General features: G+C 73.8%; 20 protein-coding genes and 3 pseudogenes. 9 read left to right on the forward strand and 14 right to left on the reverse strand.

What is annotated here, in order from left to right:
- Positions 1-7: 7 nt before the first annotated feature.
- From ACQP2H_RS14830 to ACQP2H_RS14845, 4 genes and pseudogenes are all read right to left on the reverse strand, one after another.
- Positions 8-1,075, reverse strand: a pseudogene (locus tag ACQP2H_RS14830) (vWA domain-containing protein); the annotation flags it as partial.
- A 186-nt stretch (positions 1,076-1,261) separates the two neighbouring features.
- Positions 1,262-1,513, reverse strand: a pseudogene (locus tag ACQP2H_RS14835) (VWA containing CoxE family protein); the annotation flags it as partial.
- Positions 1,514-1,527: 14 nt separating this feature from the next.
- The gene (locus ACQP2H_RS14840; RefSeq protein ID WP_357533551.1) at positions 1,528-2,916 is read right to left on the reverse strand and encodes a hypothetical protein; all 1,389 of its coding nucleotides are present in this window, start codon (positions 2,914-2,916) and stop codon (positions 1,528-1,530) included.
- A complete protein-coding gene (locus ACQP2H_RS14845) occupies positions 2,916-3,383 on the reverse strand; it encodes a hypothetical protein (protein WP_208566460.1) in 468 nt (155 codons plus the stop codon). The genes ACQP2H_RS14840 and ACQP2H_RS14845 overlap by 1 nt, the downstream gene beginning before the upstream one ends.
- 299 nt (positions 3,384-3,682) lie before the next feature.
- Here ACQP2H_RS14845 and ACQP2H_RS14850 point away from each other — a divergent pair, with 299 nt between their 5' ends.
- A complete protein-coding gene (locus tag ACQP2H_RS14850) occupies positions 3,683-4,180 on the forward strand; it encodes a DinB family protein (protein WP_219461838.1) in 498 nt (165 codons plus the stop codon).
- Between the two features lie 77 nt (positions 4,181-4,257).
- Here the strand turns inward: ACQP2H_RS14850 and ACQP2H_RS14855 are convergent, their stop codons facing one another.
- The 3 genes from ACQP2H_RS14855 to ACQP2H_RS14865 form a co-directional block, all read right to left on the reverse strand.
- Positions 4,258-4,485: a hypothetical protein gene (locus ACQP2H_RS14855; RefSeq protein ID WP_091240024.1), complete on the reverse strand. Its 228-nt coding sequence runs from the start codon at positions 4,483-4,485 to the stop codon at positions 4,258-4,260.
- Between the two features lie 139 nt (positions 4,486-4,624).
- Entirely contained in the window at positions 4,625-5,173 is a 549-nt protein-coding gene (locus ACQP2H_RS14860) for a nucleotidyltransferase family protein (protein WP_255597569.1), read from the reverse strand.
- A 41-nt stretch (positions 5,174-5,214) separates the two neighbouring features.
- A complete protein-coding gene (locus ACQP2H_RS14865) occupies positions 5,215-5,817 on the reverse strand; it encodes a TetR/AcrR family transcriptional regulator (RefSeq protein ID WP_357533548.1) in 603 nt (200 codons plus the stop codon).
- 54 nt (positions 5,818-5,871) lie between these two features.
- Here ACQP2H_RS14865 and ACQP2H_RS14870 point away from each other — a divergent pair, with 54 nt between their 5' ends.
- On the forward strand, positions 5,872-6,636 hold the full coding sequence (locus ACQP2H_RS14870) for an SDR family NAD(P)-dependent oxidoreductase (protein ID WP_357533546.1): 765 nt from the start codon (positions 5,872-5,874) through the stop codon (positions 6,634-6,636).
- Between the two features lie 144 nt (positions 6,637-6,780).
- On the opposite strand, the gene ACQP2H_RS14875 is transcribed toward ACQP2H_RS14870, so the two are convergent.
- A complete protein-coding gene (locus ACQP2H_RS14875; protein ID WP_308291093.1) occupies positions 6,781-7,341 on the reverse strand; it encodes a GNAT family N-acetyltransferase in 561 nt (186 codons plus the stop codon).
- 36 nt (positions 7,342-7,377) lie between these two features.
- Positions 7,378-9,426: pseudogene (locus tag ACQP2H_RS14880) on the reverse strand (penicillin acylase family protein); the annotation flags it as partial.
- Positions 9,427-9,502: 76 nt separating this feature from the next.
- Here ACQP2H_RS14880 and ACQP2H_RS14885 point away from each other — a divergent pair.
- From ACQP2H_RS14885 to ACQP2H_RS14915, 7 genes are all read left to right on the forward strand, one after another.
- Positions 9,503-10,213, forward strand: a complete 711-nt coding sequence (locus ACQP2H_RS14885) for a siderophore-interacting protein (RefSeq protein WP_433233213.1) — start codon at positions 9,503-9,505, stop codon at positions 10,211-10,213.
- Positions 10,210-11,454 carry an MFS transporter gene (locus ACQP2H_RS14890; protein WP_433233215.1) on the forward strand — a complete coding sequence of 415 codons (1,245 nt, stop codon included), beginning with the start codon at positions 10,210-10,212 and terminating at the stop codon, positions 11,452-11,454. The genes ACQP2H_RS14885 and ACQP2H_RS14890 overlap by 4 nt, the downstream gene beginning before the upstream one ends.
- A gap of 179 nt (positions 11,455-11,633) precedes the next feature.
- Positions 11,634-13,184 (forward strand): pyridoxal phosphate-dependent decarboxylase family protein, encoded by a 1,551-nt coding sequence (locus ACQP2H_RS14895; protein WP_433233217.1) that lies wholly within the window; start codon positions 11,634-11,636, stop codon positions 13,182-13,184.
- Positions 13,185-13,208: 24 nt separating this feature from the next.
- On the forward strand, positions 13,209-14,501 hold the full coding sequence (locus ACQP2H_RS14900; protein WP_219461853.1) for a lysine N(6)-hydroxylase/L-ornithine N(5)-oxygenase family protein: 1,293 nt from the start codon (positions 13,209-13,211) through the stop codon (positions 14,499-14,501).
- Entirely contained in the window at positions 14,498-15,073 is a 576-nt protein-coding gene (locus ACQP2H_RS14905; RefSeq protein WP_433233219.1) for a GNAT family N-acetyltransferase, read from the forward strand. The genes ACQP2H_RS14900 and ACQP2H_RS14905 overlap by 4 nt, the downstream gene beginning before the upstream one ends.
- A complete protein-coding gene (locus ACQP2H_RS14910; protein WP_433233221.1) occupies positions 15,070-16,854 on the forward strand; it encodes an IucA/IucC family protein in 1,785 nt (594 codons plus the stop codon). The genes ACQP2H_RS14905 and ACQP2H_RS14910 overlap by 4 nt, the downstream gene beginning before the upstream one ends.
- Positions 16,851-18,344 (forward strand): MFS transporter, encoded by a 1,494-nt coding sequence (locus ACQP2H_RS14915; protein WP_433233223.1) that lies wholly within the window; start codon positions 16,851-16,853, stop codon positions 18,342-18,344. The genes ACQP2H_RS14910 and ACQP2H_RS14915 overlap by 4 nt, the downstream gene beginning before the upstream one ends.
- Positions 18,345-18,433: 89 nt before the next feature.
- On the opposite strand, the gene ACQP2H_RS14920 is transcribed toward ACQP2H_RS14915, so the two are convergent.
- Genes ACQP2H_RS14920 through ACQP2H_RS14940 form a run of 5 tightly spaced genes read right to left on the reverse strand, consistent with a single transcriptional unit; the run spans position 18,434 to position 23,645 of the window.
- Positions 18,434-19,426, reverse strand: a complete 993-nt coding sequence (locus ACQP2H_RS14920) for an STM4011 family radical SAM protein (protein ID WP_433233225.1) — start codon at positions 19,424-19,426, stop codon at positions 18,434-18,436.
- A complete protein-coding gene (locus tag ACQP2H_RS14925) occupies positions 19,423-20,748 on the reverse strand; it encodes an STM4012 family radical SAM protein (RefSeq protein ID WP_433233227.1) in 1,326 nt (441 codons plus the stop codon). The genes ACQP2H_RS14920 and ACQP2H_RS14925 overlap by 4 nt, the downstream gene beginning before the upstream one ends.
- Positions 20,745-21,548, reverse strand: a complete 804-nt coding sequence (locus ACQP2H_RS14930; protein WP_219461863.1) for an STM4013/SEN3800 family hydrolase — start codon at positions 21,546-21,548, stop codon at positions 20,745-20,747. Before ACQP2H_RS14930 ends, ACQP2H_RS14925 begins: the two co-directional genes overlap by 4 nt.
- Complete coding sequence (locus ACQP2H_RS14935) at positions 21,536-22,693, reverse strand: STM4014 family protein (protein ID WP_357533528.1); 1,158 nt, start codon at positions 22,691-22,693, stop codon at positions 21,536-21,538. The genes ACQP2H_RS14930 and ACQP2H_RS14935 overlap by 13 nt, the downstream gene beginning before the upstream one ends.
- 1 nt (position 22,694) lies before the next feature.
- Positions 22,695-23,645 (reverse strand): STM4015 family protein, encoded by a 951-nt coding sequence (locus ACQP2H_RS14940; RefSeq protein WP_219461867.1) that lies wholly within the window; start codon positions 23,643-23,645, stop codon positions 22,695-22,697.
- Between the last annotated feature and the right edge of the window lie 2 nt (positions 23,646-23,647).

Genomic DNA, 23,647 nt, shown 5'->3' on the forward strand with positions numbered 1-23,647 from the left:
GATTCTCCTAGGTGAGGAAGCTCTTGAGCTCGAAGACGAGTTTGCGGATGTGACCGGAGAGCACCGGGGTGCCCAGGTCCTTGAGGCGCTGCCGGAACCACGGGTTGACGCTCTGCTGGCCGGAGCTGCTGACCGAGCCGACCGGGATGAACCGCACCCCGGAGCGGTGCACCGCCTCGATGCCGTCGAACAGCGGCTGGGAGCGGTTGAACTCGTAGAAGTCCGAGATCCACACCATGACCGTGTTGCGCGGCTCGACGATCTTCGGACGGGCCATCGCCATCGCCACCGGCCCGTCGTTGCCACCGCCGAGCTTGGTGCGCAGCAGCACCTCGAACGGGTCGTGCACCCACGGGGTCAGGTCCAGCGCCCGGGTGTCGTACGCGATCAGGTGCACGTCCACCTTGGGCAGCCCGGCGAAGATCGAGGCGAGGATGGTGCAGTTGACCATCGAATCGACCATCGACCCGGACTGGTCCACCACCACGATCAGCCGCGACGGAGTGGTCTTGCGGGCGGTCTGCCGGTAATAGAGCCGGTCGACGTAGAGGCGCTCGTCCTCCGGGCTCCAGTTGGTGAGGTTCTGCCAGATGGTGCGGTCGAGGTCGAGGTTGCGGTAGACCCGCTTCGGCGGCACCGACCGGTCGATCGTGCCGACGCTGGTCTGCTCGACCTGGGTACGCAGCACCTCGGCGACCTCGTCGACGTACCGCCGGATCAGCGACTTGGCGTTGGCCAACGCCACCCCGGACAGGTTCGCCTTGTCCCGCAGCAGCTGCTCGATCAGCGACATGCTGGGGGTGAGCTGGGCGGCCAGCTTCGGGTCGGCCAGCACCTCCCGCAGGTGCATCCGGCGGACCAGGTCGCCCTCCAGCCCGGCGAGGGTGCCGCCCAGCCCGGTGCCGCCCTGCCGACGCAGCTCACCCGGGGGGCAGCCGAGCGCCTGCTCGAACCAACCGGCGTCGGCCTGCCAGCGGGCCAACTGGCCGGCGCTGACCGGCCCGGACCCGGTGCCGAAGACGTTGAGCAGCAGCTTCGACACCAGCGCGGCCCGGCGTACCTCGGCCGTGCCGGGCCGGTGTGCGCCGAGGTCGCCGGCCGCCGGGTGACCGCCGTCGGTCGTGGCGTCCCCCTCGGCGGTGACACCGGCTGCCGCCGTCGCCCCGTCAGGCTCCGTCGCCCCGTCGGCCGGCGGGCCCTCGCCGTCGCCACCGGTGGCACGGCCGTCGGCGTCGTCGGCGCCCGCGGCGGGCTCGGCAACGAGCAGGCCGCGCAGTTCGTCGGCGAGCACGGGGAAGCGCTGCAGGACGGTGTCCACCGAGACTGTCGGGTCCAGCAGCGCGGCGGGCAGGCCGAGGTCGTCGACCACGGCCACGCTCGCCGACTCCAGCGTGGGCTGCTCGTCGGGGTCGAAGAGCCGACCCAGCAGCCGCCAGTAGAGCACCTGCCGACGGTTGGCGGCGGCGAGGTCGCCCGGCTGCACGGCGTCACCCGCCGGTACGGTGTCGCTCATCGCTGTGGGCTCGCTCATCGGCGCAGCAACCGTCCCGCGCGTTCGCGCAGTACGGCCACGGCGTCGCCCGCCCGGGACTCGGCCTTGGCCACCTTGGGATCGGTCACCCCGTCGGCCCAGTCACCGTTGTGCGCCTCGACCGGCCGGCGTTTGACGGTGGCCTGCACCGCCAGCGGCTGTAGCAGCCACCGGCCGTCGTCCCAGCGGATCAGGCCCAGGCAGGTCGACGACGCGGCGACCAGTGCGGGAGTGAGCGGCCCGCCGGCCGGCAGCCGGTCGAGGGCGACCGCGAGGCGGTGCCCGTCGAGGTCGATCGCTGCTGCGTCGTCGTGCACGGTGTAGCCCTCCAGCAGCACCGGTTCGGCGATCGCCACCGGGTGCCGGTCCAGCGGCGGGAGCGCCGTCGCCGTCGCCGTGCCCAGCAGGACCCGGGCGGTGGCGAACGGGTCGGCGGGCTCGCCCACCTGCGCCTGCCCGTCGACCCAGTGCAGGTCGCCGTCCTGCGCCGGCAGGTCGGTGACGGTCAGCGCCCGGCGCTGCGCGATCGCGGTGAGCAGCACCGGGTACGCCGACAGCAGCCGCCACACCGCCGGCCCACCGATCGTGGCGACCTTGGCCGCGCCCACCGTCACCCGGACCAGCCGGGGCGGCGTGTCGTCGGCCGGTTCGAGGATCGCGTGCAGTTGCACCTGGACGGCGGTCTCGTGCTCGTGGACGTCGACCCCGAACGGCAGCAGCCGACCGGTGACCCGTTCGATGGCGGTCACCGGGGCGGGCCCGTCCTGGGCGAGCAGCACGGCCCGGGACCACAGGTCCGCCCAGCGGCGTACCGGCACCTGCGCCATGGTCGCCACCGGCAGCCCGGCCCGCAGCTCGGCGGCGAACCCGTCGAGCAGCACCGCCAGCCGGCGCGACTGCGGTTCGGCCAGCGCCGCCTCGACAGGCGTGCCGACGGCGGAGAGCACCTCGTGGTCGATGCCCCGCCAGCCGGCCAGGGCGGTCTCGTGCAGCCAGGACCGGGCTGCGGCGCGGGCGGGGGAGGGGTCACCCGCTGCGCCGGTCGGGGTCCACGGGGCCCGGTGCCGCCCGAGGGCGGTGTCGAGCTGGTCGAGCAGGGCGTCGTGGGCCGCGCCGAGCAGGGCCGACCGCGCCCCGGCCAGCGCGGCCAGGTGTTCCTGCCCGACCGACCCGGCGGTCACCTTGCCGACCGCCTCGGCCACCCGTTCGCCCAGCGGGGTGCCCGCCACCGCGTCGGCCAGGGCGGTCAACGCGGCGGCGTCCTGCTCGCCGACCCGGGCGAAGCCCCGCAGCAGGGCGTCGTCGAATCCGGCGACCACGTCGTCGGCGTCGGTCAGCCCGGTGGGGGTGCCGTCGCGCAGCTGCGCCAGTTGCGTGCCGAGCATCAGCGACCCGCCCCGGTGGACGGGAACCAGTGCAGCTCGGGCAGCACGGTCGTGCTGGCCGGGAGCTCCAGGTAGGCCAGGTGGCGCAGGAAGCGGCTGAACACCACCGCGGCCGAGGTCGGCTCGTGCCGGGCGTCGAGCCGCGACAGCAGCTCGACGCCGGTCTGCGTGCCCTCACCGGCGTCGACCCGCAGGTAGCGGGCCACCCGGTCGACGCCGTACTGGAGCACGGCCTCGTCGGCGAGGGACTCCAGGTGCTTGCAGGGTGCGCCGCGCAGCCCGCCGCAGGGCCGGTTGTTGTTGGTGCTGCAGTGGTAGGCGTGGCTGCCGGCGGTCACCGAGGAGACGTAGACCCGCTCGATGTCGGACCCGCTGGACACCACTCCCTGCAACCGCCCGTCGGCCAGCTCGACGAAGGGCACCTTGGCCAGCTTGCGGGGCCGGGCCGGCGGCACCACCGCCAGCACGCTCCGCCGCCGCGCGGCCCCGTCAGTGTCCGTCACCGCACGTCCTCCCACCCGCCGCAACACGGCGTCGACCATGGTTGATGGCGTGCGCCGGCCGGGGCCGGCGTCGCCGTGACCACAAGATCATGGGTCACGGGTACGACAGTTCCCGGGGTTCCGACCACCCGGCGCGAAGCGGCATCCGGCGCTCCCGGACGAGCCCGGGCCGGTGGCCGGCATCCGGGCCGGACGCGGTGCCACCGGCGTGCACCCGCGTCGCGCACCCCCATCGCCGCGGGCGTATCTGGAATGCTGCTCCCATGCCTGCCTTCCCGCCCACCTTCGCCGACCAGGTGGTCGCCCAGCCGCTCCGGGCCCAGTTCGAGGCGTTCCTCGACGAGCATCGCGGTGCGCTCGACAGGTGCCTGGACGGGCTGACCGAGGAACAGGCACGGCGGTCGTTGGTGGCCTCCCCGACCACGCTGCTGGGTCTGGTGAAGCACGCGACCTTCGTGGAGAAGGTCTGGTTCGACGAGGCCGTCACGGGTCGCTCGCGCGCCGAGATCGGTCTCCCCGCGACGTCGGACGAGTCGTTCGTCCTCGCCGACGACGACACGATCACCACCGTGCGGCAGGCCCACCGGGAGGCCTGTGCCGCGTCGCGGCGGGCGACGGCCACGCTGGGTCTGGACGACATCCTGTCCGGGCACCGGCGGGGCCCGTTACCCCTACGGTGGGTGTACCTGCACGTGCTGCGGGAGTTGGCCCAGCACTGCGGTCACGCGGACATCCTGCGCGAGCAGCTCCTCGACGGCTAGCCCACGGGGTCGGTCCGCCCTCGGGGCACCCGTGCCGACCGGAGCGGGATGCGATGCCACCTGACCGTGGGGCGGTGCTAGCGGTCCCGGTTGCGGGGGTGCCGCTTGGCCGTGCGCTCGTTGCCGTGCTTGTAGTTGCCGGTGAGGCGGGCCATCAGCTCCTGCGGATCGTCGCTGTCCACGTCGACCAGGAACCGGGCTGCGGCGGCGCCGCGGAGCACCGAGGCGGGGCGGCCGTGGTGCAGCACTTCCACGTCTCCGTTCTTGCGGAGACGGTAGGTGAATCCCTCAGGGGTGCCGGACATCGCCTCATCGTCCTCGCGGACCGGTCCGTTCGCGACCGGATTAGTCGTTCCGACGAGTCGTCGTTCCGCTCACCGGTCTACCTGCCACCGGGGTCGACGGCCGGACCCGGTGCGGCACCCCGAAAACTCCGGCGGGGCGCTAGACCTCCAGTCGCAGCCTGGCCCACCGGCCGCACCATCCCTTGGCCGTCACGCGCTCGCGCACCTTCGCGCGGCCTGCGGCGTGGTCGAAGGCCGGCGAGGGCCGGACGACCATGCCGACCAGGTCGGCCGCGCCGTGGCAGCACACCAGGTGGACCGAGTCGCCACGCAGGGTGACCGCGATGCAGGTTGCCGTCTCGGGCCAGCGCGAGATCGCGTCCAGGGTGTCGAGGTAGGGACCGTCGCGGTTGCGCAGGTGCATCCGTGCCTGGTTGCGGATCTCCCACGGCACCCCGGGCAGCACCGTCGCGGCCCAGGCCTCGGTGCGGACGTCCACACCGGGGTCCCGCTCCTGCGGGTCGAAGTAGGCGACGTCCACGTCGCGCGGCGGCAGGGCCGGCAGCTCGCTGATCGCGTCCCAGACCAGGTTGCGGACGAAGCCGGCACCGATCCACCAGTCCGGCAGGCCGAGGCCGGCAGTGGCCCGGAGGACTCTCATCGCCGCCGGGTCGGACTCGATGAGCCCCACCACGTCCTGTGCGCTCATGACCATCCGGGGAGCCTAGGGCAGCGCCCACCCGGCCGGGGTCACCGCGGTCGGGACGGGTCGTCGCCGAAGGCCGCCGCGAGCGCCGCCGCGATCAGGTCGGCCAGGTCGGTGCGTCCGTCGTCCTGGGCCCACCGCACCAGCGCGGTGTGCATGACGGCCAGGCAGGCGCTGGCCGCCGCCGAGGCGCGGAAGGCCGCCTCCGGGTCGTCGGCCTCGTCGCCGAGTCCCGCCACGATGGCCTGTTGCAGCAGGTGGTGGTTGTCCAGGTGGCGGGCCCGCAGGGCGGGCGTGGAGATCATCAGCCGCAGGCGGGCCAGCAGGAACCGGTCGTCACCGGCGGTGAGCATACGTGCCGCGTCGACGAGCGCGGTGCCGATCCGACGGACGAGGGGCTGGCCGGCCGGTGTCGCGGCGACCCGTTCGGCGACCAGTGGCCCGTTCTGGTCGGCCAGCACGAGGTCCTCCTTGGTCGGGAAGTGCCGGTAGACAGTCATCGGGGACACCCCCGCCGCCGCCGCGACGTCGTTCACCGTCGTGCCGTCGTAGCCGCGCCGGACGAACAACCGCACCGCGTGCGCCTGGATCAGGCGCTGCGTCTCGGCCCGTCGCTGGTCCCGCAGGGTTGAGTGCCGCTCGTCCATCTGATAGACACTACCGTCGTGATAGTTACTACCAAGTTGGGAGCGACTCACGTCATGGGGGATCTGAGTGGCAGGACCGCACTGGTGACCGGCGCGTCGCGGGGCATCGGACAGGCGATCGCGATCCGGCTGGCCGGGCAGGGAGCGGCAGTCATCGCGCACTACGGTGCCGACGAGCACGGCGCGCGGGAGACGGTCGACCGGATCGGGCGCGACGGCGCGACGGCGTACGCCGTCCGCGCGGAACTCGGCGTCGACGGAGATGTCGAGACGCTGTTCGCCGGGGTGACGGCGAGCCTGGCCGGGCGGCCACTGGACATCCTCGTCAACAACGCGGCGGCGCCGCCCGCCGGCCCGCTCGGCGGCACCACCCGGGCCGCCTTCGACCGGCTGTTCGCGGTCAACGTGCGCGCGCCGTACTTCATCATCGAACGGGCGTTGCCGCTGCTGCGCGACGGTGGTCGGATCATCACGATCTCGTCGGTGGCGACCCGGATGGCCAACCCCGGCCAGACGTCGTTCGCCATGACCAAGGGGGCGGTGGAGACGATGACCCTGGCCCTGGCCAACCAGCTCGGGCCCCGGGGCGTCACGGTGAACGCGGTCGCGCCGGGCGCCACCCGGACCGCGACCAACGGACCGGCCTTCGCCACACCGGGCCTGGCCGACCTGATCACCTCGATGACGGCCCTCGACCGGCTGGGCGCTCCCGGTGACGTCGCCGACGTGGTCGCGTTCCTCGCCTCCGACGCCGCACGCTGGGTCACCGGGCAGGTCCTCGACGCCAGCGGCGGCCTCTTCCTGGGCCCGCGCAGCTGACCACCGCGCCGGCGCGGCCTGTCCGCCGCACCACGCCGGGCCGGGCCCGTCCGTGCGGTCGACCACCGGGGCCGTCGGGCACCGCCCGGGTGCCCCGGCGCCGCACCGGCCGGGTCCGCCCCGCCGTACGGGCCGCTGGTGGGTTCAGGCCGGGACGGGATGGTCCGCCTCGAACCGCTCCCGGGTGAGGAACGCCAGTTGGGCCCGCTTGTCGGGCATGTCGATCTCGTCGGCGAAGGTGAACCCCTCCCGTTGCAGCCGCAGCAGCGCGAACCGGTTGCGCACGTCGGGCTCGACCACGATCCGCAGTAGGCCCGGGTCGCGGAACAGGAACCGGGCCAGCGCCGGGCCGATCGCGGTGGTGAGCCCGCGCGGCGGTCGGCGTCCCGGGGCGAGCAGCAGGTGCATCCCGATGTCGCCGGGGCGGACCCGGTAGCGCTCCCCGACCGGGTCGGCCTCCGGCTGGTAGGTCTGGAACAGGCCCACCGGCGTGCCGTCCAATCCGATCAGGTACGCGTGGTGGGTGCTCAGCCCGTCGACGTACGTGTAGACCTCGCGTACCTCCTCGACGGTGTACGACCCCATCCCCCAGAACGTCGCGCGGGGCTCGGTCACCCAGCCGTGCAGCAGCGTGGCGTGGGCGGCCGGGTCGACCACGGTGAGGCTCAACTCACCGAAGCCGGGGATCTGCTCCTGGTAGGTCACGGGGTCCTCGTCTCGGGGTGCGGGGGTGAGGGTGTGCCAGTCGGTGCCGACGGGGATCAGCCCACCGGCGGCCCACAGCGGCAACTGGTCGGCGAAGTGCGGGTCGTCGGGGCGGCCCGAGACACCGAAGGGGACGATCCAGCGGCTCGCCGCCCGGTCGGTGAGGTCCCACACGTACCGGGCGACCGGCCCGCGCCAGCACGCGTCGGAGACCCCCGGCACGCTGGAGGTGGACAGCACGCAGTTGGTGTCGCCACCGAGCGCGGTGCCGTCACGCATCGCGGCCACCCGGTCGGCGACCACCTCGGACACCCCGAGGTGCAGCGGGTGCAGCAGGTGCCGCCGCCCCCAGGGGCCGGGTGGGTCGCCGGCCGCGACCTCCTCCAGCGCGGCGACGGCGAGCGGTTCGACCGCACCGCCGAGGCGGGGCAGCCCGGCGACGACCCCTTCCACGGCGTGCCCGATCCGGGCCAGCGGGTCGGTCCACGGGGCGAAGAGCGGGTCGTAGCCGCCGGGGGAGTGCAACGGGGCCAGGGCGGGGTGCGCGGACAGGCCCCGGACCAGCGCGGCCCGCCAGGCGGCGAACGCCCCGGCGTCGGTGCTGTCGGCGGCCATCCGACCGTCCCAGCCGGTCAGCCGGTCGCGCAGCCGTCGGGCCGGCCCGCTGAGTGACCCCGGGTCGAGCCGGGCGAGCAGGCCCCGCAGCACCGTCGACCCCAGCAGCGTGTCGGTGTGGACGGTGGGCACGTCGACGCCGTCGGCGAGCAGTTCACCGATCCGGTGGGCCCGGTGCGGCGGGGCGAAGTCGACGCCGAGGTGGGCGGTGTCGTCGCGGCGGTCGTTGGCGCAGACCGTCGGCCCGCCGACCTCGACGGGCTTGGCCGTGGCGTGGTCGCCGCGCCACCGGTAGCGGGGCTCCCAGCCGGGCACCGGTTCCCGTCGGCACCGGTCGTCGCGCTGCGGCACCAGGCCGGCGACGAGTTGGAGCACCGTGCCGTGCCGGTCGGCGACGAGCACGCTGTTGACCGGTTCGACCCAGCCACGCAGCGCGTCGGCGACGTCGTCGGCGGTGCGGGCCCGCAGCAGCGGCAGCAGCGCCTCGAAGCCGAGGCTCTCCGTCACCCGGGCCGGGGTGCGCAGGCTGAGCGCCTCCCCGGTGTGCCGGTCGTGGTCGACCACCGGCCCGCGCGGGGTCTCGATCACCTCGACGGTCTCGGTCGCGCCGCCGCGTACCTCGATCCGCTCGACGTGCCGGTGGGCCGGCACCCAACCGTCGGCGTCGCGGACCAGCACCCGGTCGCCGTCGCGGCGCAACTGTTCGCGGTAGAGGTCCTGGTAGTCGGCCATCGCGTTGGTGACCGCCCAGGCGACGTCACCGGCGTGGCCGAAGTGCGGCAGCCCCGGCACGCCGGGGAAGGCCAGCCCGACCACGTCGAACTCGGGGCAGGCCAGCCGGATCTGCTGGTAGATGCCGGGCAGTTCGAGCAGCCGGTGCGGGTCACCGGCGATGACCGGCCCGCGACCGGTCGTCGGGTCGGCGGGCAGCGCCCAGGCGTTGCTGCCGGAGCCGCCGGGCCCCTCGACGGCGAACAGCTCGCGGGCGTGCGGGCCGAGGGTGGCGGCGACGTGGGCGTGCCACAGCTTCTGCGGGAAGGTGCCGAACAGGATGTGCTGGACCAGGAAGACGCCCAGCGGCGTCCAGGGTCGCCACCGGCCGGGGGTGCTGCCGGTGGCGGCGAACTCCGGGGCCGCCACCGCGCCGGCCGGCAACGCGTCGTTGACCCCGTCGGCGTACGCGGTGACCCAGCGCCGGGTGGCCGGGGTGAGCCGGTCGAAGCAGCGTCGGGCGGTGTCGTCGAGGCGGGCCCGCCGGGCGAACCGGTCCCAGTCGAGTTCGGTGGGGCCGACGTGGGCGGCGAGTCGGCCCTCGGCCCGCCAGCGTTCGACCTCGAGCTGCCAGGCCCGGTCGGTGGCGGCCACCCGGCCCTGCCATCGGGCCAGCTCGTCGGCGGTGTCGGCCCACAGGTGCGGTACGCCCCACCGGTCGCGGTGCACGCCGCTGGTCGGACGGTCGCCCGGCGGCATGCCGGTCCCACTCTCCACAGGACTCCTCGTTTAAGTTACCCTCGCCTAACTTAGGCGGACCTTACCTGGAGGGCGTGTGAAACGGAACTGGGAGGCCCTGGTGCTCAAGGCCATGGGCGGCCGGGACTTCCGGCTGACCGTGCGGGGCACCGAGTCGGTCGGCGGGCACTATCAGCGTCTGCTGATGGACGACGGCGGTCTGCTGGCGGCGGGCAAGGTGCACCCCACCATGTGGATCCGGCTCTGGTTCGACGACGCCGGCCGGGCGCACCAGCGGGCGTACACGCTTGTCGACCCGGAGCCCGAGGCCGGCCGGTTCACCCTGGAGTTCGCCCTGCACGACGGGTGCGCGGCCCGCTGGGCGAGCGCCGCGCAGATCGGTGACACCATCGTCGCCACCCTCCAGGGCAGCGCCTTCGCCCTGCCCGATCCGGCACCCGCCCACCTCTACCTGGTCGGTGACGCCGCTTCGCTGCCGGCGGTGAACAGCCTGCTCGACGCCGCGCCCGACACCCCCGCCACGATCTGGTTGGAGTACGCCCACGACGGGGAGCGGGCGCTGGCCCTGCGTACCCGCGAACAGCACCGGGTCACCTGGGTGCCGCGCGGCGACGACGGGCAGCAACTCGTCGACACCGTCCGCGACGCGCTCCCGGCCGCGCCGGACGCCCACTACTGGGTGGCCTGCGAGGCGGCCACCACCCGTGCCCTCACCCGGCACGTGCGGCGCACCCTCGGGGTGGGCAAGCAGCAGCTGACCTCGCTGGGCTACTGGAGCGCCCGGTGAAGGGACGGCTTGGCACGCTCACCGCGCTCTACGTCACGCAGTACCTCGGCATCGGGTTCATCACCGTCGGACTGACCGCCATCCTGCGCGACGGCGGCACCTCGCTGGACACCCTGGCGTTGCTGCAGTTCGTCGGCCTGGTCTGGCCGTTGAAGTTCCTCTGGGCCCCGCTGCTCGACAGGTACGGCTCCCGCCGGCACGGGCACTACCGGTCCTGGCTGCTGCCGTTGCAGGCGGGTCTGGTGCTGAGCCTGCTGGCGCTGCTGCCGTTCGCCGATCCGACCCGGCAGCTGGGCCCGGTGGTGGCGATCTGCGCGGCCTACGTCTTCCTTTCCGCCACCCAGGACATCGCCGTCGACGCGGTCGCCGTCCGGGTGCTGTCCGAGGGGACCCGGGGGGCCGGCAACGGCATCCAGGTCGCCGCGAGCTACCTGGGCAACCTGCTCGGCGGGGGCGCGTGCGTGCTGGTCTACGACCGGTACGGCTGGGTGCCGGCGATCGGGCTGCTGGCCGCGCTGACCGCCGTCGGGCTGGTGGTGGTGTGGCGGCTGCGGGAACCGGAGCGGGTCGCCCGGGTGGCCGGCGCCGGGCAGGCGTACCGGGCGTTGCTGTCGGTGTTCGGGCAGCCCGGCTGCCGCTGGTGGACCTTCGGCGTGGTGCCGCTGGTCTACACCGGAGCCGGCGCGGCCTATGCCCTGGTCACCCCGGCGCTGGTCGACGCGGGCTGGTCGCTGGCCCGCATCGGCGTGGTCACCGGCGTGGTGATCAGCGCCCCGGCGATCGTGGCGGGCCTGCTCGCCGGGGTCGGCGTCGACCGGTTCGGCCGGGGTCGGCTGCTCGTCGTCGGGGGAGCGGCCCTCGCGGTCTCCACGACGCTGCTGCTGCCCCTGATGAACGGGCGGGCCCCGCTGGGGACGACGGTCGCCGCGCTGTGCTGCTTCATGGCGGCGTACACCGTGGCCAACGTGGTGCTCTACGTGGTCAACATGGACTACTCGCGGCCGGAGACCGGGGGGACCGACTTCACCGTGCTGTCGTCGTTCGGGTTGGTCTGTTCGTTCGTCGCGGCCTCGATCGGCCTCGCCGCGGCCGACCGGGTCGGCTATCCCGCCGTGGCGGTCGCCTCGGTCGTGCTGGTCGCCCTCGGCCTGGTGGTGGGGTTGGGTCACCAGCGTCGGTTCCGGGTCGCGCCGACCCGGACGGCCGAGCCGGCGGCGCAGTCGGTCGGGGTGCCCGGCTGACCCTCCACCCGGCTGCCCCCGTCGCCTGCCGGCCGATCCGCCCTCCGGCGGGTGTCGGCGTTGACAAGAGGTTAGGTTAGGGTAGCCTAACTCGCGAGATCAACTGGGCCGCCGGGACGACCTGCCCCCGCCCCACCGTCCCTGCCAGTGCGCCCGTCACCGACCGTCGAGGACTGCCCATGAGCCTGCCCGGATCCACCGTCGAGGCCCCCGTGACCGGGACGTACCCCCTTCCGCCCCGCGCCCACCTGCTCAACGCCGGCACCGTCGCGGACTACCGACGGGCCGTCGCCCAGGGCATCGAACGGGTGGCCGCCCGGGTGACCGAGGTGGACCGACCCGCCACCGGCGTCACCCCCGACGAGTTGGCCCCCCGGATCGCTGGCATCGACCTGGACCGGCCGCTCGGCGACACCACCGCCGCCCTCGACGAACTGCACGACGTCTACCTGCGTGACGCCGTCTACTTCCACCACCCCCGCTACCTGGCCCACCTCAACTGCCCGGTGGTCATCCCCGCCCTGCTCGGCGAGGCGGTGCTCAGCGCGGTCAACTCCTCCCTGGACACCTGGGACCAGAGCGCCGGCGGCACCCTGATCGAACGCCGGCTGATCGACTGGACCGCCGAGCGGATCGGCCTCGGCCCGGCCGCCGACGGCGTCTTCACCAGCGGCGGCACCCAGTCCAACCTGCACGCGTTGCTGCTCGCCCGGGAGGAGGCGTACGCCCGGATCGTCGGCGGCGGCACCGACCGGCCCAGCCGGCCCGAGGTGCTGTCCCGGCTGCGGATCATCACCTCCACCGCCGGGCACTTCAGCGTCCAGAAAGCCGCCAAGCTGCTCGGGCTCGGCGCCGACGCGGTGCTCACCGTCGCCACCGACGCCGGCCGGCGGATGCGCACCGACGAACTCGCCGAGACCCTCGACCGGTGCCGCCGCGACGGCCAGACCGTGCTGGCCGTGGTCGCCACCGCCGGCACCACCGACTTCGGCACCATCGACCCGCTGGACCGGATCGCCGAGATCTGCACCGCCGCCGGGGTCTGGCTGCACGTCGACGCCGCGTACGGCTGCGGGCTGCTGGTCTCGCCCACCCGGCGGCACCTGCTCACCGGCATCGAACGGGCCGACTCGGTCACCGTGGACTACCACAAGTCGTTCTTCCAGCCGGTCAGCTCCAGCGCCCTGCTCGTGCGCGACCGGCGGGTGCTGCGCCACGCCACCTGGCACGCCGACTACCTCAACCCGGCCCGGATGGCCGAGCGGCGCATCCCCAACCAGGTCGACAAGAGCCTGCAGACCACCCGCCGCTTCGACGCCCTCAAGCTCTGGCTCACCCTGCGGATCATGGGCGCGGACGCGGTCGGCGCGCTCTTCGACGAGGTGGTCGACCTCGCCGCCGCCGCCTGGCGGCTGCTCGCCGACGACCCCCGCTTCGAGGTGGTCACCCGCTCACAACTGAGCACGGTGGTGTTCCGCTACCTGCCGCCGGGCGCCGGCCGCGACGTCGTCGACGACGCCAACCTGTACGCCCGCGAGGCGCTGGCCGCCTCCGGCACGGCCCTCGTCGCCGGCACCAAGGTCGACGGCGCCCACCACCTCAAAATCACCCTGCTCAACCCCGAGACCACCCTCGACGACATCGCCCACGTGCTCGACCTGATCGCCGAACACGCCGGCTGGTACGCCCGCACCCGGGCCACCGCCGAGCTGTCCAGCCCCGTCGGCTGACCACCCGCCATGGAGAAAACCCCTGTGTCGACCCACGACTTCATCGCCATCGGGCTGGGCCCGTACAACCTCGGGCTGGCCTGCCTGACCGCGCCGCTCGACGACCTCGACGGCCTGTTCCTCGAAGCCCGCGACGAGTTCGACTGGCACCCCGGCATGCTGCTGGACGCCACCCGGTTGCAGACGCCGTTCATCGCCGACCTGGTCACCCTGGCCGACCCGACCTCCCCGTACTCCTTCCTCAACTACCTGAAGGAATCCGGACGGCTCTACCCGTTCTACATCCGGGAGAGTTTCTTCCCGCTGCGCCACGAGTACAACGACTACTGCCGGTGGGCCGCCGCGAAACTGCCCTCGGTCCGTTTCGGTCACCGGGTCACCTCGGTGGAGTACAACCCCGCCGACGAGCGGTACGTGGTGCACGCCGTGGTCGACGGCGAACGCGTCACCCACCGGGCCCGGCACCTGGTGCTCGGCACCGGCACCCCGCCGCACGTCCCGGACGCCTGCCGGGGCCTCGGCGGCGACGTCATCCACAACTCCCGCTACCGCGAACACCGGGCGGCGCTGCGCACCAAGCGCAGCATCACCGTCGTCGGCAGCGGGCAGAGCGCCGCCGAGATCTACCACGACCTGCTCACCGACCTCGGCACCCACGGCTACCAACTCAACTGGGTCACCCGGTCGCCGCGCTTCTTCCCCCTCGAATACACCAAGCTCACCCTGGAGATGACCTCACCGGACTACGTGGACTACTTCCACGCCCTGCCCGAGGAGACCCGCTACCGGCTGGAGGGCACCCAGAAGAACCTCTTCAAGGGGATCAACGCCGACCTGATCAACGACATCTTCGACCTGCTCTACGCCCACCGGGTGCACGGGCCGGTGCCGACCCGGCTGCTGACCAACACCGAACTCACCAGCGCCCGGTACGACGAGAGCACCGGCCGCTACACCCTCGGGCTGCGCAACATCGAACAGGAGCACGACCTGACCCTCGACACCGAGGGGCTGGTGCTGGCCACCGGCTACCACTACCGGCTGCCGGAGTTCCTCGCCCCGATCCACGACCGGCTGCGCTGGGACTCCCACGGCCGGTTCGACGTGGCCCGCAACTACAGCATCGACCACACCGGCCGGAGGGTGTTCCTCCAGAACGCCGGCACCCACACCCACAGCATCACCTCACCCGACCTGGGCATGGGCCCGTACCGCAACTCCTGGATCATCCGGGAGTTGACCGGGCGCGAGCACTACCCGATCGAGCAGCGGATCGCCTTCCAGGAGTTCGGCGTCCCGGCGGGCGGCGCCTCGTGACCCACGTCGTCCACCACCGGCACGACCCCGCGCTCGGCGAGTTCGCGCTGCGCACCCTCGACCCGGAGGGCGACGCCGGGCTGCTGCACCGCTGGGTGACCCACCCGAAGTCGGCGTTCTGGCTGATGCAGGACGCCGACGTCGACCGGGTCGCCCGGGAGTACCGGGGCATCGCCGACCACCCGCATCACGACGCGTACCTCGGGCTGTGGCGCGGCGAACCGGCGTTCCTCGCCGAACGCTACGACCCGGCCCGGGTCGACCTGGTCGGCCTCTACCCCGCGCAGTCCGGCGACGTCGGCATGCACTTCCTCTGCGCCCCCACCGACCAGCCGGTGCACGGCTTCACCCGGGCCGTCATCACCACCGTCCTGGACTGGCTCTTCGCCGACCCGGCCACCCGACGGGTCGTCGTCGAACCCGACGTGCGCAACACCGCCGTGCACGCCCTCAACGCGGCCGTCGGGTTCACCGTCGTCGGCCCGATCCGCAAACCGGAGAAGGACGCCCTGCTCAGCGTCTGCACCCGCGACCAGTTCCTGGCCGCCACCCGAGGAGACCTGCCCGCGTGAACCCCGCCGCCGCCGTGGCCCACCTGACCCCCGCCACCTGGGCCCGCGCCAACCGGCTGCTGGTCGCCAAGGCGCTTGCCGAGTTCACCCACGAACGCCTGGTCGAGCCCGCCGCCACCGGAGACGGCCGGTGGGCCGTCCGCACCGACGACGGCACGGTCGAGTACCGCTTCACCGCCCGCCGCTTCGCCCTCGACCACTGGCAGGTCGACCCGGACAGCATCACCCGGCGACGCGGCGACGAGGACCTGCCGCCCGACGCCGTCGACCTCTGCCTCGAACTGCGCGGCGCGCTCGGCCTCACCGACCAGGTGCTCCCCGTCTACCTGGAGGAGATCACCTCCACCCTGGCCGGCACCGCGTTCAAGCTGGACCGGCCGGCGGTGGGCGCGGCCGAACTGGCCCGCGCCGACTTCCAGGCCATCGAGACCGGGATGACCGAGGGCCACCCGTGCTTCGTGGCCAACAACGGCCGGATCGGCTTCGGCGTGCACGAATACCACGCGTACGCCCCGGAGACCGGCCGGCCGGTGCGGTTGGTCTGGGTCGCCGCGCACCGCGACCACGCCACCTTCAGCAGCGCCGCCGACCTCGACTACCCGACCCTGCTGCGCACCGAACTCGGCCCGGACACCCTGGCCCGGTTCACCACCACCCTGACCGACGCCGGCCTCGACCCCGACGACTACCTGCTCATCCCGGTGCACCCGTGGCAGTGGTGGAACCGGCTCGCCGTCACCTTCGCCGGTGAGGTCGCCCGGCAGCGCCTGGTCTGCCTCGGCGAGGGCCCCGACGAGTACCTGCCGCAGCAGTCCATCCGCACCTTCTTCAACGTCACCGACCCGCACCGGCACTACGTCAAGACCGCCCTGTCCGTGCTCAACATGGGCTTCCTGCGGGGCCTGTCGGCCGCCTACATGGAGGCCACCCCGGCGATCAACGACTGGCTCGTCGACCTGGTCACCGGCGACCCGGTGCTCGCCGGCACCGGACTGACGGTCATCCGGGAACGGGCCGCCGTCGGCTACCGCCACCCGCAGTACGAGGCGGCCACCGACCGCTACTCGCCGTACCGCAAGATGCTGGCGGCGCTGTGGCGGGAGAGCCCGGTGCCCGGCCTGGCCCCCGGCCGGCGGCTGTCCACCATGGCCGCCCTGCTGCACACCGACCGCGACGGAGGGTCGCTCGCCGCCGCCCTGATCGCCGAGTCCGGCCTGCCCCCACGGGAGTGGCTGCGTCGCTACCTCGACGCCTACCTGGTGCCGCTGCTGCACAGCTTCTACGCGCACCGGCTGGCCTTCATGCCGCACGGCGAGAACGTGATCCTGGTGCTGCACGACGGCGCGGTCGAGCGGGTGATCTTCAAGGACATCGCCGAGGAGATCGTGGTGATGGACCCCGACGTCGACCTGCCACCGCTGGTGCAGCGGGTCCGTGCCGCCATCCCCGACGACGAGCAGCTGCTGACCATCTTCACCGACGTCTTCGACTGCTTCTTCCGCCACCTCAACGCCGTGCTGGCCGGGGCCGGGGTCCTCGACGAGGACGACTTCTGGCGCACCGTCGCCGACTGCGTGACCGACTACGCCGCCCGGGTGCCGCACCTGGCCGACCGGCTGCGCCGGCACGACCTGTTCGCCCCGGAGTTCACCCTGTCCTGCCTCAACCGGCTGCAACTGCGCAACAACCAGCAGATGGTCGACCTCGCCGACCCGTCGGCGGCGCTCCAGTTCGCCGGCACCCTGACCAACCCGCTCGCCCGCTACGCCCCGCCCCGATGACCACCGCGTTGTCCGCCGCGCGGCCCGGCCCGGCGACCCCGTTGCGGTCGCGTTGGCTGATCCTGGCGGTGCTCTGCCTCGCCCAGTTGACCGTGGTGCTGGACAACACGGTGCTCACCGTGGCGGTGCCGGTGCTCACCACCGAACTGGACGCCAGCACCACCGACATCCAGTGGATGATCAACGCGTACGCGCTGGTGCAGTGCGGGCTGCTGCTCACCGCCGGCAGCGCCGCCGATCGCTACGGCCGTCGCCGGATGCTCGTCGCCGGCCTGGTGCTGTTCGGCGTCGGCTCGCTGGCCGCCGGGTTGGCCCGCTCCGGCGACCAGCTGATCGCCGCCCGCGCCGGCATGGGCGTCGGCGGGGCACTGCTGGTCACCGCCACCCTCGCCGTCGCCATGCAGGTCTTCGACGGCGCCGAACGCTCCCGGGCGATCGGCCTCTGGGCGGCCACCAGTGCCCTCGGGTACGCCGCCGGACCGCCCATCGGCGGCATCATCCTCGCCCACCTGCCGTGGGGGGCGATCTTCCTGGTCAACGTGCCCATCGTGCTGCTCTGCCTGGTGGCCGGCCTCGCGCTGGTGCCGGAGTCCCGCGACCCGGTGGGTGGGCGGCCCGACGTCGGTGGGGTGCTGCTGTCCACCGCCGGCCTCACCGGCGTGGTCTGGGCGATCATCGACGGTCCCGAGCGTGGCTGGACGGCACCGGCGGTGCTCGGCGCGGCCGGCGGCGGGGTGCTGCTGCTGGCCACGTTCGTCTGGTGGGAACGACGGATCACCGCACCCATGCTGGACATGCACTTCTTCACCGACCGCCGGTTCGTCGGCGCGGTCACCGGGGTCGTCCTGATCACCTTCGGCTCCACCGGCGCGCTGTTCCTGCTCACCCAGGACCTCCAGTTCGTCCGCGGCTACCCGGCCTGGGAGGCGGGGCTGCGGATGGTGCCGTTCGCGCTGTCCATCGTGCTGCTCAACCTCGGTGGGGTCGCCACCCGGCTGATCCGCCGGCTCGGGGTGCCCGGGGCCATCGCGCTGGGCATGGTGCTGCTCTCCGCCGGCCTGACGCTGATCACCCACGTGCGCACCGACGGCTACGGCGTGCTGCTGACCGGGTTGCTGGTGATGGGCTTCGGCTGCGCCCTGGCCAACCCGGCGATCGTCGAGGCGGTGATGAGCGCCATCCCGCCGTCGAAAGCCGGCGTCGGCGCGGGGATCGACGGCACCATGGCCGAGGTGGGGGGCAGTCTCGGCATCGCCGTGCTCGGGGCGGTGCTCAACGCCCGGTTCGCCGCGTTGGTGCCGGTCGCGGTGGCCGGCGTCGGGTCGTACCCGGCCGCGCTGGCCGCCGCCGCAGACGACACCGAACGCGGTCGGGTCACCGACGCCTTCTCGTCGGCGCTGGTCACCGGGCAGACTGCCGGGGCGGTGGCGGTGCTGGCCGGCGGGCTGCTCGCCGCCGGGCTGCTGCGCCGCGCCGAACGCACCCGCTGAGCGTTTCCGCCGTCGGGCGCACCCACCGAGCACGCCTGCCGGGTGTCGGCAGCTCAGCGGGTGCGCCCAGCTGCCGGTTTTCGCCCCGCTCAGCGGGCCGCCCCGCTGCCTACCGGCCAGGCGGCCGGGATCCGTTCCAGCAGCCCACCGGCGAACACGTCGCGTAACCCGAGCGGCTTGAGGTGGACGTACCCGATGTGGCAGTCGCAGAGGGCGGCGTCGCACGCCCGGGGCTTCAGGGCGGCCCGCCACGACCCGTCGTAGAGGTTGCCGATCGGCGCGGGCCGGAAGTGGCAGCGGCGCACGGTGCCGTCGCCCGCGACGGAGATCGCCGTCTCCCCGGCGTGGCAGGGCCGGTCGAGCGACGGATGCGCACGCACACTCCAGCCGAACAGCGGGTCCAGCGCCGTCCAGGCCGCCTCCTGTTCGGCGGGGTAGTGGTGCCCGTCGGCGGCGTTCACCCACAGGTACACCTCCGGGGGCAGGGCGGCCCGTAGCGCCCGCGCCTCGGCCAGGTGCTCGGGCAGGCCGACCACCCCCACCGAGTAGCGCACGCCCAGCTCGGACAGCCGGGCGCAGCGGGCGAGGAACCGGTCCCGGGTGACCTGCCCCGGGTGGTACGTCGTCCACAGTGCCGCCGTGGCCCGGTCGGCGTCGGCCAGCCAGTCCACCCGGGCGGCCAGGTTGGTCTGGATGACCACCCGGTCGACGTGCGGCAGGTGCGACAGCGTCACCATGGCCTCGCGGTACCAGCTGCGGGTCAGCCCCTCGCCCCACGGGGTGAACAGCACCGACAGCCGCCGGTCGGTGGTGGCCGCCACCCAGCCGGTGAACCGGTCCAGCGCAGCCCGGTCGGCGCGCAGCAGCTCCGGCGGGTCGACCCGCTTGGCGAACGGGCAGTACGGGCAGTCGTAGTTGCAGCTCGCCAACGGCCCCCGGTAGAGCACCGCCAGCTCCGCCCCGACGTCGGCCGCCCCGGCCCCGGAACACCCCGGCTGCGCCGCCCGGGACGTGACAGTGTGCAGCGGCAGCACCGCCCGGGGCGTGACGGGGTGTGGCAACGACGGCGGCCGGCCGGTCACCGGGGCACGTACCCGGTCATCGCCTGCCTCACCCGGGCGGAGGTCAGCCACGGGCCGATCGCGTCGGAGCGGGCCAACCCGGCCGGGGTGAGCCGCAGCCCGTCGGCGCTGGCCCACCCACGGGCGACCAGTTGCCCCAGCTTAGGGAAGTCCTCGCCCGGCGGCCGGCCGAACCGGGCGGTGTAGGCCGCCGCATCGACCCCATCGGCGCGCAGCAGCGACTTGAGCAGCCACCGGCGGCGCTGCTCGGCGCCGTCGAGGGCGAAACCGAACTCGGCGTGGCGGAAGTCGTCGGCGGGGCGGGCCAGGTAGTCGTCCAACACCATCCGGACCTGCGACACGGAGACCGCGTAGTCGAACGAGTAGTGCAGCGCGGTGGTGTAGGAGCGCGCCCCGCACCCGAGGCCCACCATGCCGTCGTCCTGGCAGCAGTAGTCCGGCCCGTCCGGGGCGGGCACGTCGGCGCGGCGGAACTGCCGCATCGACTCCTGCCGGTAGCCGGCCGCGCCGAGGACCTGCACCGCCTGCTCGTAGAGGGCCAGCCGGTGGGCGTCCCAGTCGGCCCGGCCGTGCGCCCGCCGACCCAGCCCGGTCAACGGCCGCACGTAGAGCGGGTAGAGGTACAGCTCCTCCGGCCGCCAGGCCAGCGCCGCGTCCAGGCTCTCCTGCCAGGTCGCCGCCGTCTGCCCGTCGATGCCGTAGATCAGGTCGATGTTGAGCACCGGGACCGCCGCGGCCCGGATCGCGCCGAGCGCCGTCTCCACCTCCGCGCGCCGCTGCGGCCGGCCGGCGGCCCGCGCCTCGACGTCGAGGAAGCTCTGCACGCCGATGCTCACCCGGTGCACCCCGTGCGCCGCCAGCACCGCCAGCCGCTCCGGCGTCGCGGTGGCCGGCGAGGTCTCCACCGCCAGCGGTACGCCCGGCAGCCGCGCCCCGGAGGTGCCGGTGACGATGTCGAACAGGTCGGTCAGCTCGTCGGCGGTCAGGTAGGTGGGGGTGCCCCCGCCGAACGCGACCCGGGCGTACCCGGCGTCGTCGCCGAGCGCGTCGGCGACCCGTTCCGCCTGCCGGCGCAGTTGCCGCAGGTAGGCCGTCACCTGCTCCTGCGGGGCGTTGGCCCGGGTGAACAGGTTGCAGAAGCCGCATCGCATCTCGCAGAACGGCAGGTGCATGTAGAGGAACAACGCGTCGCGGGCCTCGGCCCGCCACACGTCGGCCAGCAGCGGCCGGGGCCGCAACGCCCGGTAGGAGGTCTTGTGCGGGTACGCGTAGAGGTACTGCTGGTACGGCGAGCCGTCGAGGCCCGTGTCGGTGCTGGTCACCATTCCCCCGGTCGCAGAGTGAAGTGGGCGTACGGCACGGTCCACACCACGTCGTGGCCGACCCGGTGGCCGGTGTGCCCGTCCTCGCCGTACGCCGTGCCGTGGTCGGAGCAGATGATCGTGAACACCGGCCGCCCCCGCCCGGTGAGCAGGGCGAACAACCGGTCGACCCGGGAGTCGACGTACTCCAGGGCGGCGGCGTGACTGTCCCGGCTGTCCTGCGCCGCGCCGGGCAGGTGGTGCCGGTTGGGTTGGTGCAGGGCGGCGACGTTGAGGAAGGTGAACACCGGCCGGTCGGCGGGCTGGCCGGGCAGCACCTCGGCCAGCCGGTCGAGTTGCGCGTCGAGGCAGGTGGGGGAGGTGACCCCGAACGCCGGCTCCCAGTGCGCCTCGGCGAACAGGCCCGGCAGCACCGACCCGAGCGGGCTGCGCCGGTTGAAGAAGCCCACCCCGCCCAGGCAGAGCGTGTGGTAACCCGCCCCGGTCAGCGCGGTCGGCAGGTCGGGGGCGTCGAAGACCCAGGTGTCGGCCCCGGCGGTCTCGCTGCCCGGGAACGCCGCCGCGTACAGCCGCTCGTGCCGACCCGGCCCCACCGGGGTGGGCAGGAAGCCGGCGAAGAAGGCGTGGTGTGCGGCGTAGGTGAAGCTCGCGGGGGAGTGCCGTCGCTCCCACCGCCCGCCCGGCAACACCCGGGTCAGCCGGGGTGTCCGACCGGCTTCGGCCAGCTCGTCGGCCACGTCGAAACGCAGCGTGTCCAGGGTGACCAGGCAGATGTCGTGACTGCCGATCAGCGCGCGCATCCCGCCTCCTCCCGTCGCGTCGTCGCCGGCCCGCCGACCGCCGGGTCGGGCCCGGCCGTTGCCGGGCCGTCGCCGGCCACCGTCGCGGTCGCCTGCCACCGGTCCCACCGGCCGCTGGTCAGCGCGTGCACCTGCTCGGCGTAGGTGTCCCGCCCGTCGGCCAGCACCCCCGGCAGCAGGTCGCCGAACGCGTTGACCTCGGCGACCGCGTGCCGTCGCCAGCCCACCAGGAACATCAGGTCGACCCCGACGTGCAGCGACCGGGGGAAGCACGCCGCCGCCCGCTCGCAGGTCCGCATCGCCGCCGCCCAGGACTCCGGGCCGGCCGCCGCCCGCAGCGCGGCCAGGTCGCCACGGGCGTTGCCCAGGTGCAGGTTGGTCAGCGGTCCCCGGGCGGCCCGGACCACGGCGTGGGTGGCCCGGCCGGCGACCACCACCACCCGCAGGTCGACCACCCGGTCGGCCAGCCCGGCCTTGGGCAGCCACTGCTCCACGTGCAGGCCCTCCGGGGCGAGCCGGTCGACCAGCGCCGCGACGGTCGCCTCGTCGTCGTAGCGGCGCAGCCGCAGCGAGTTGAACAGCCCGTCCGGGGTGATCTCGATCGGGGTGACCGCCTGCACCCGGCGTGGCCCGACCGCGAGCGCGATCACCCCGGCCGCCGACGAGCCGTGCGCCGGCTTGACGAACACCCGGTGCCAGCCGGCCGCCGCCATCGCCGCCCGCAGCTGCGGATAGCCGTCGACCGGCGGGAGCGCCGCCGGCACCGGCACCTTGGCGGCCGACAGCAGCGCGTGGCAGCGGCGCTTGTCGCACAGCGCCGCCACGTCGTCGGGGTGGTTGAGCAGCGTCGCGCCCCCGGCGGCCACCCGGCCCATTGCGGCCACCAGCCCGGCGTACGTGTCGGCGAGGCCGATCAACTCCCCGTGCCGGGCGGGGGTGGCCGCGTCGCGTAGCAGCCGGTCCACCTCCGCGTCCTCGCCGGGGGAGTCGACCCGGACCAGGGCGTCGGCGTCCGGCGGGGCCGCCCCGGTGAGCACCCGTGCCCAGGGCAGCACCGCCGGGTCGGGCAACCCCGCCTCGCGTACGGCCCGCCGGAACAGCGCGACCCGCCGGTTGTCGGGGTTGCCCACCACGGTCAGTCGCATGTCACTCCGACACCGCCGTGTAGCGGTAGGTCTCCCCGTCGTCCTCGTCGGCTTCCTGCGGTTCGGAGACGTCCACCTCGACCCCGGGCAACGCGGCGACCACCCGGTCGGCGGCGTCCTCCGACAGGTAGTGGTGGTGCAGGTCGAGCGCGGACAGGTGGGTCAGGGGCTGCCCGCCGAGCAGTGCGGCGAGCCCGTCGTCGGACAGGGTGCCCAGCGACAGGTCGAGCCGCTCCAACCGGGGCACCACGGCGGCGGTGGCCAGCGCGGCGGCCAACTCGTCGGTGATCACGGAGTTGCGCAGCCCGAGCCGGCGCAGCGCCGGGAAGAGCTTGCCGGCCAGCAACGCGTCCAGGTCGGCCACGGTGGTGTCCCCGCCGTAGTCGTCGGTGCCCAGCCACAGGTCCAGGTGGTGCAGTGCGGGCAGCTCCGAGCCGAGCACCGCGGCGACGAACTCCCGGGGCAGCCCGCCGCTCTGCACCGACAGCGTCCGCAGCCGGTCGTGGCGCACCGGGGAGAAGCTGAAGTCCTCGCCCCCGCGTACCCGCAGCACCTCCAGCTGCGGGTAGGCGGTCAGCAACGGGCTGACGTCGCCGACCCGCATCCAGGAGACCTCGCACTCCTCGGTGACCATGTCGCCGAGGAACAGGGCCCGCAGCCGGGGCAGCCGGGGGGCCGCCGCGCAGAGCTGGGCGATCGGGGCGTGGTGGAACGCCGCGTATCCCCAGGCCCCGACGACCAGCGCCTCGGCCTGGTCACCGACCTGCTCGACGAACCTGTCGAACCGGTCCCGGAACTGTTCCGACAGGGTGTCCTGCCGGGTGTTGCCGTCGAAGTGCCAGTCGGCGACCCGCCAGCAGACCGGGCCGTCCACGGTGGGCAGCGGACCGTCGGCGGGGAACTCGACCACCGGCCGGCCGGCGAACGTCTGCGCGTGGGAACCGAACGTCATCG

This window comes from Micromonospora sp. CA-248260 (assembly GCF_050942205.1).
In the GTDB taxonomy this organism is placed as follows: domain Bacteria; phylum Actinomycetota; class Actinomycetes; order Mycobacteriales; family Micromonosporaceae; genus Micromonospora; species Micromonospora antibiotica.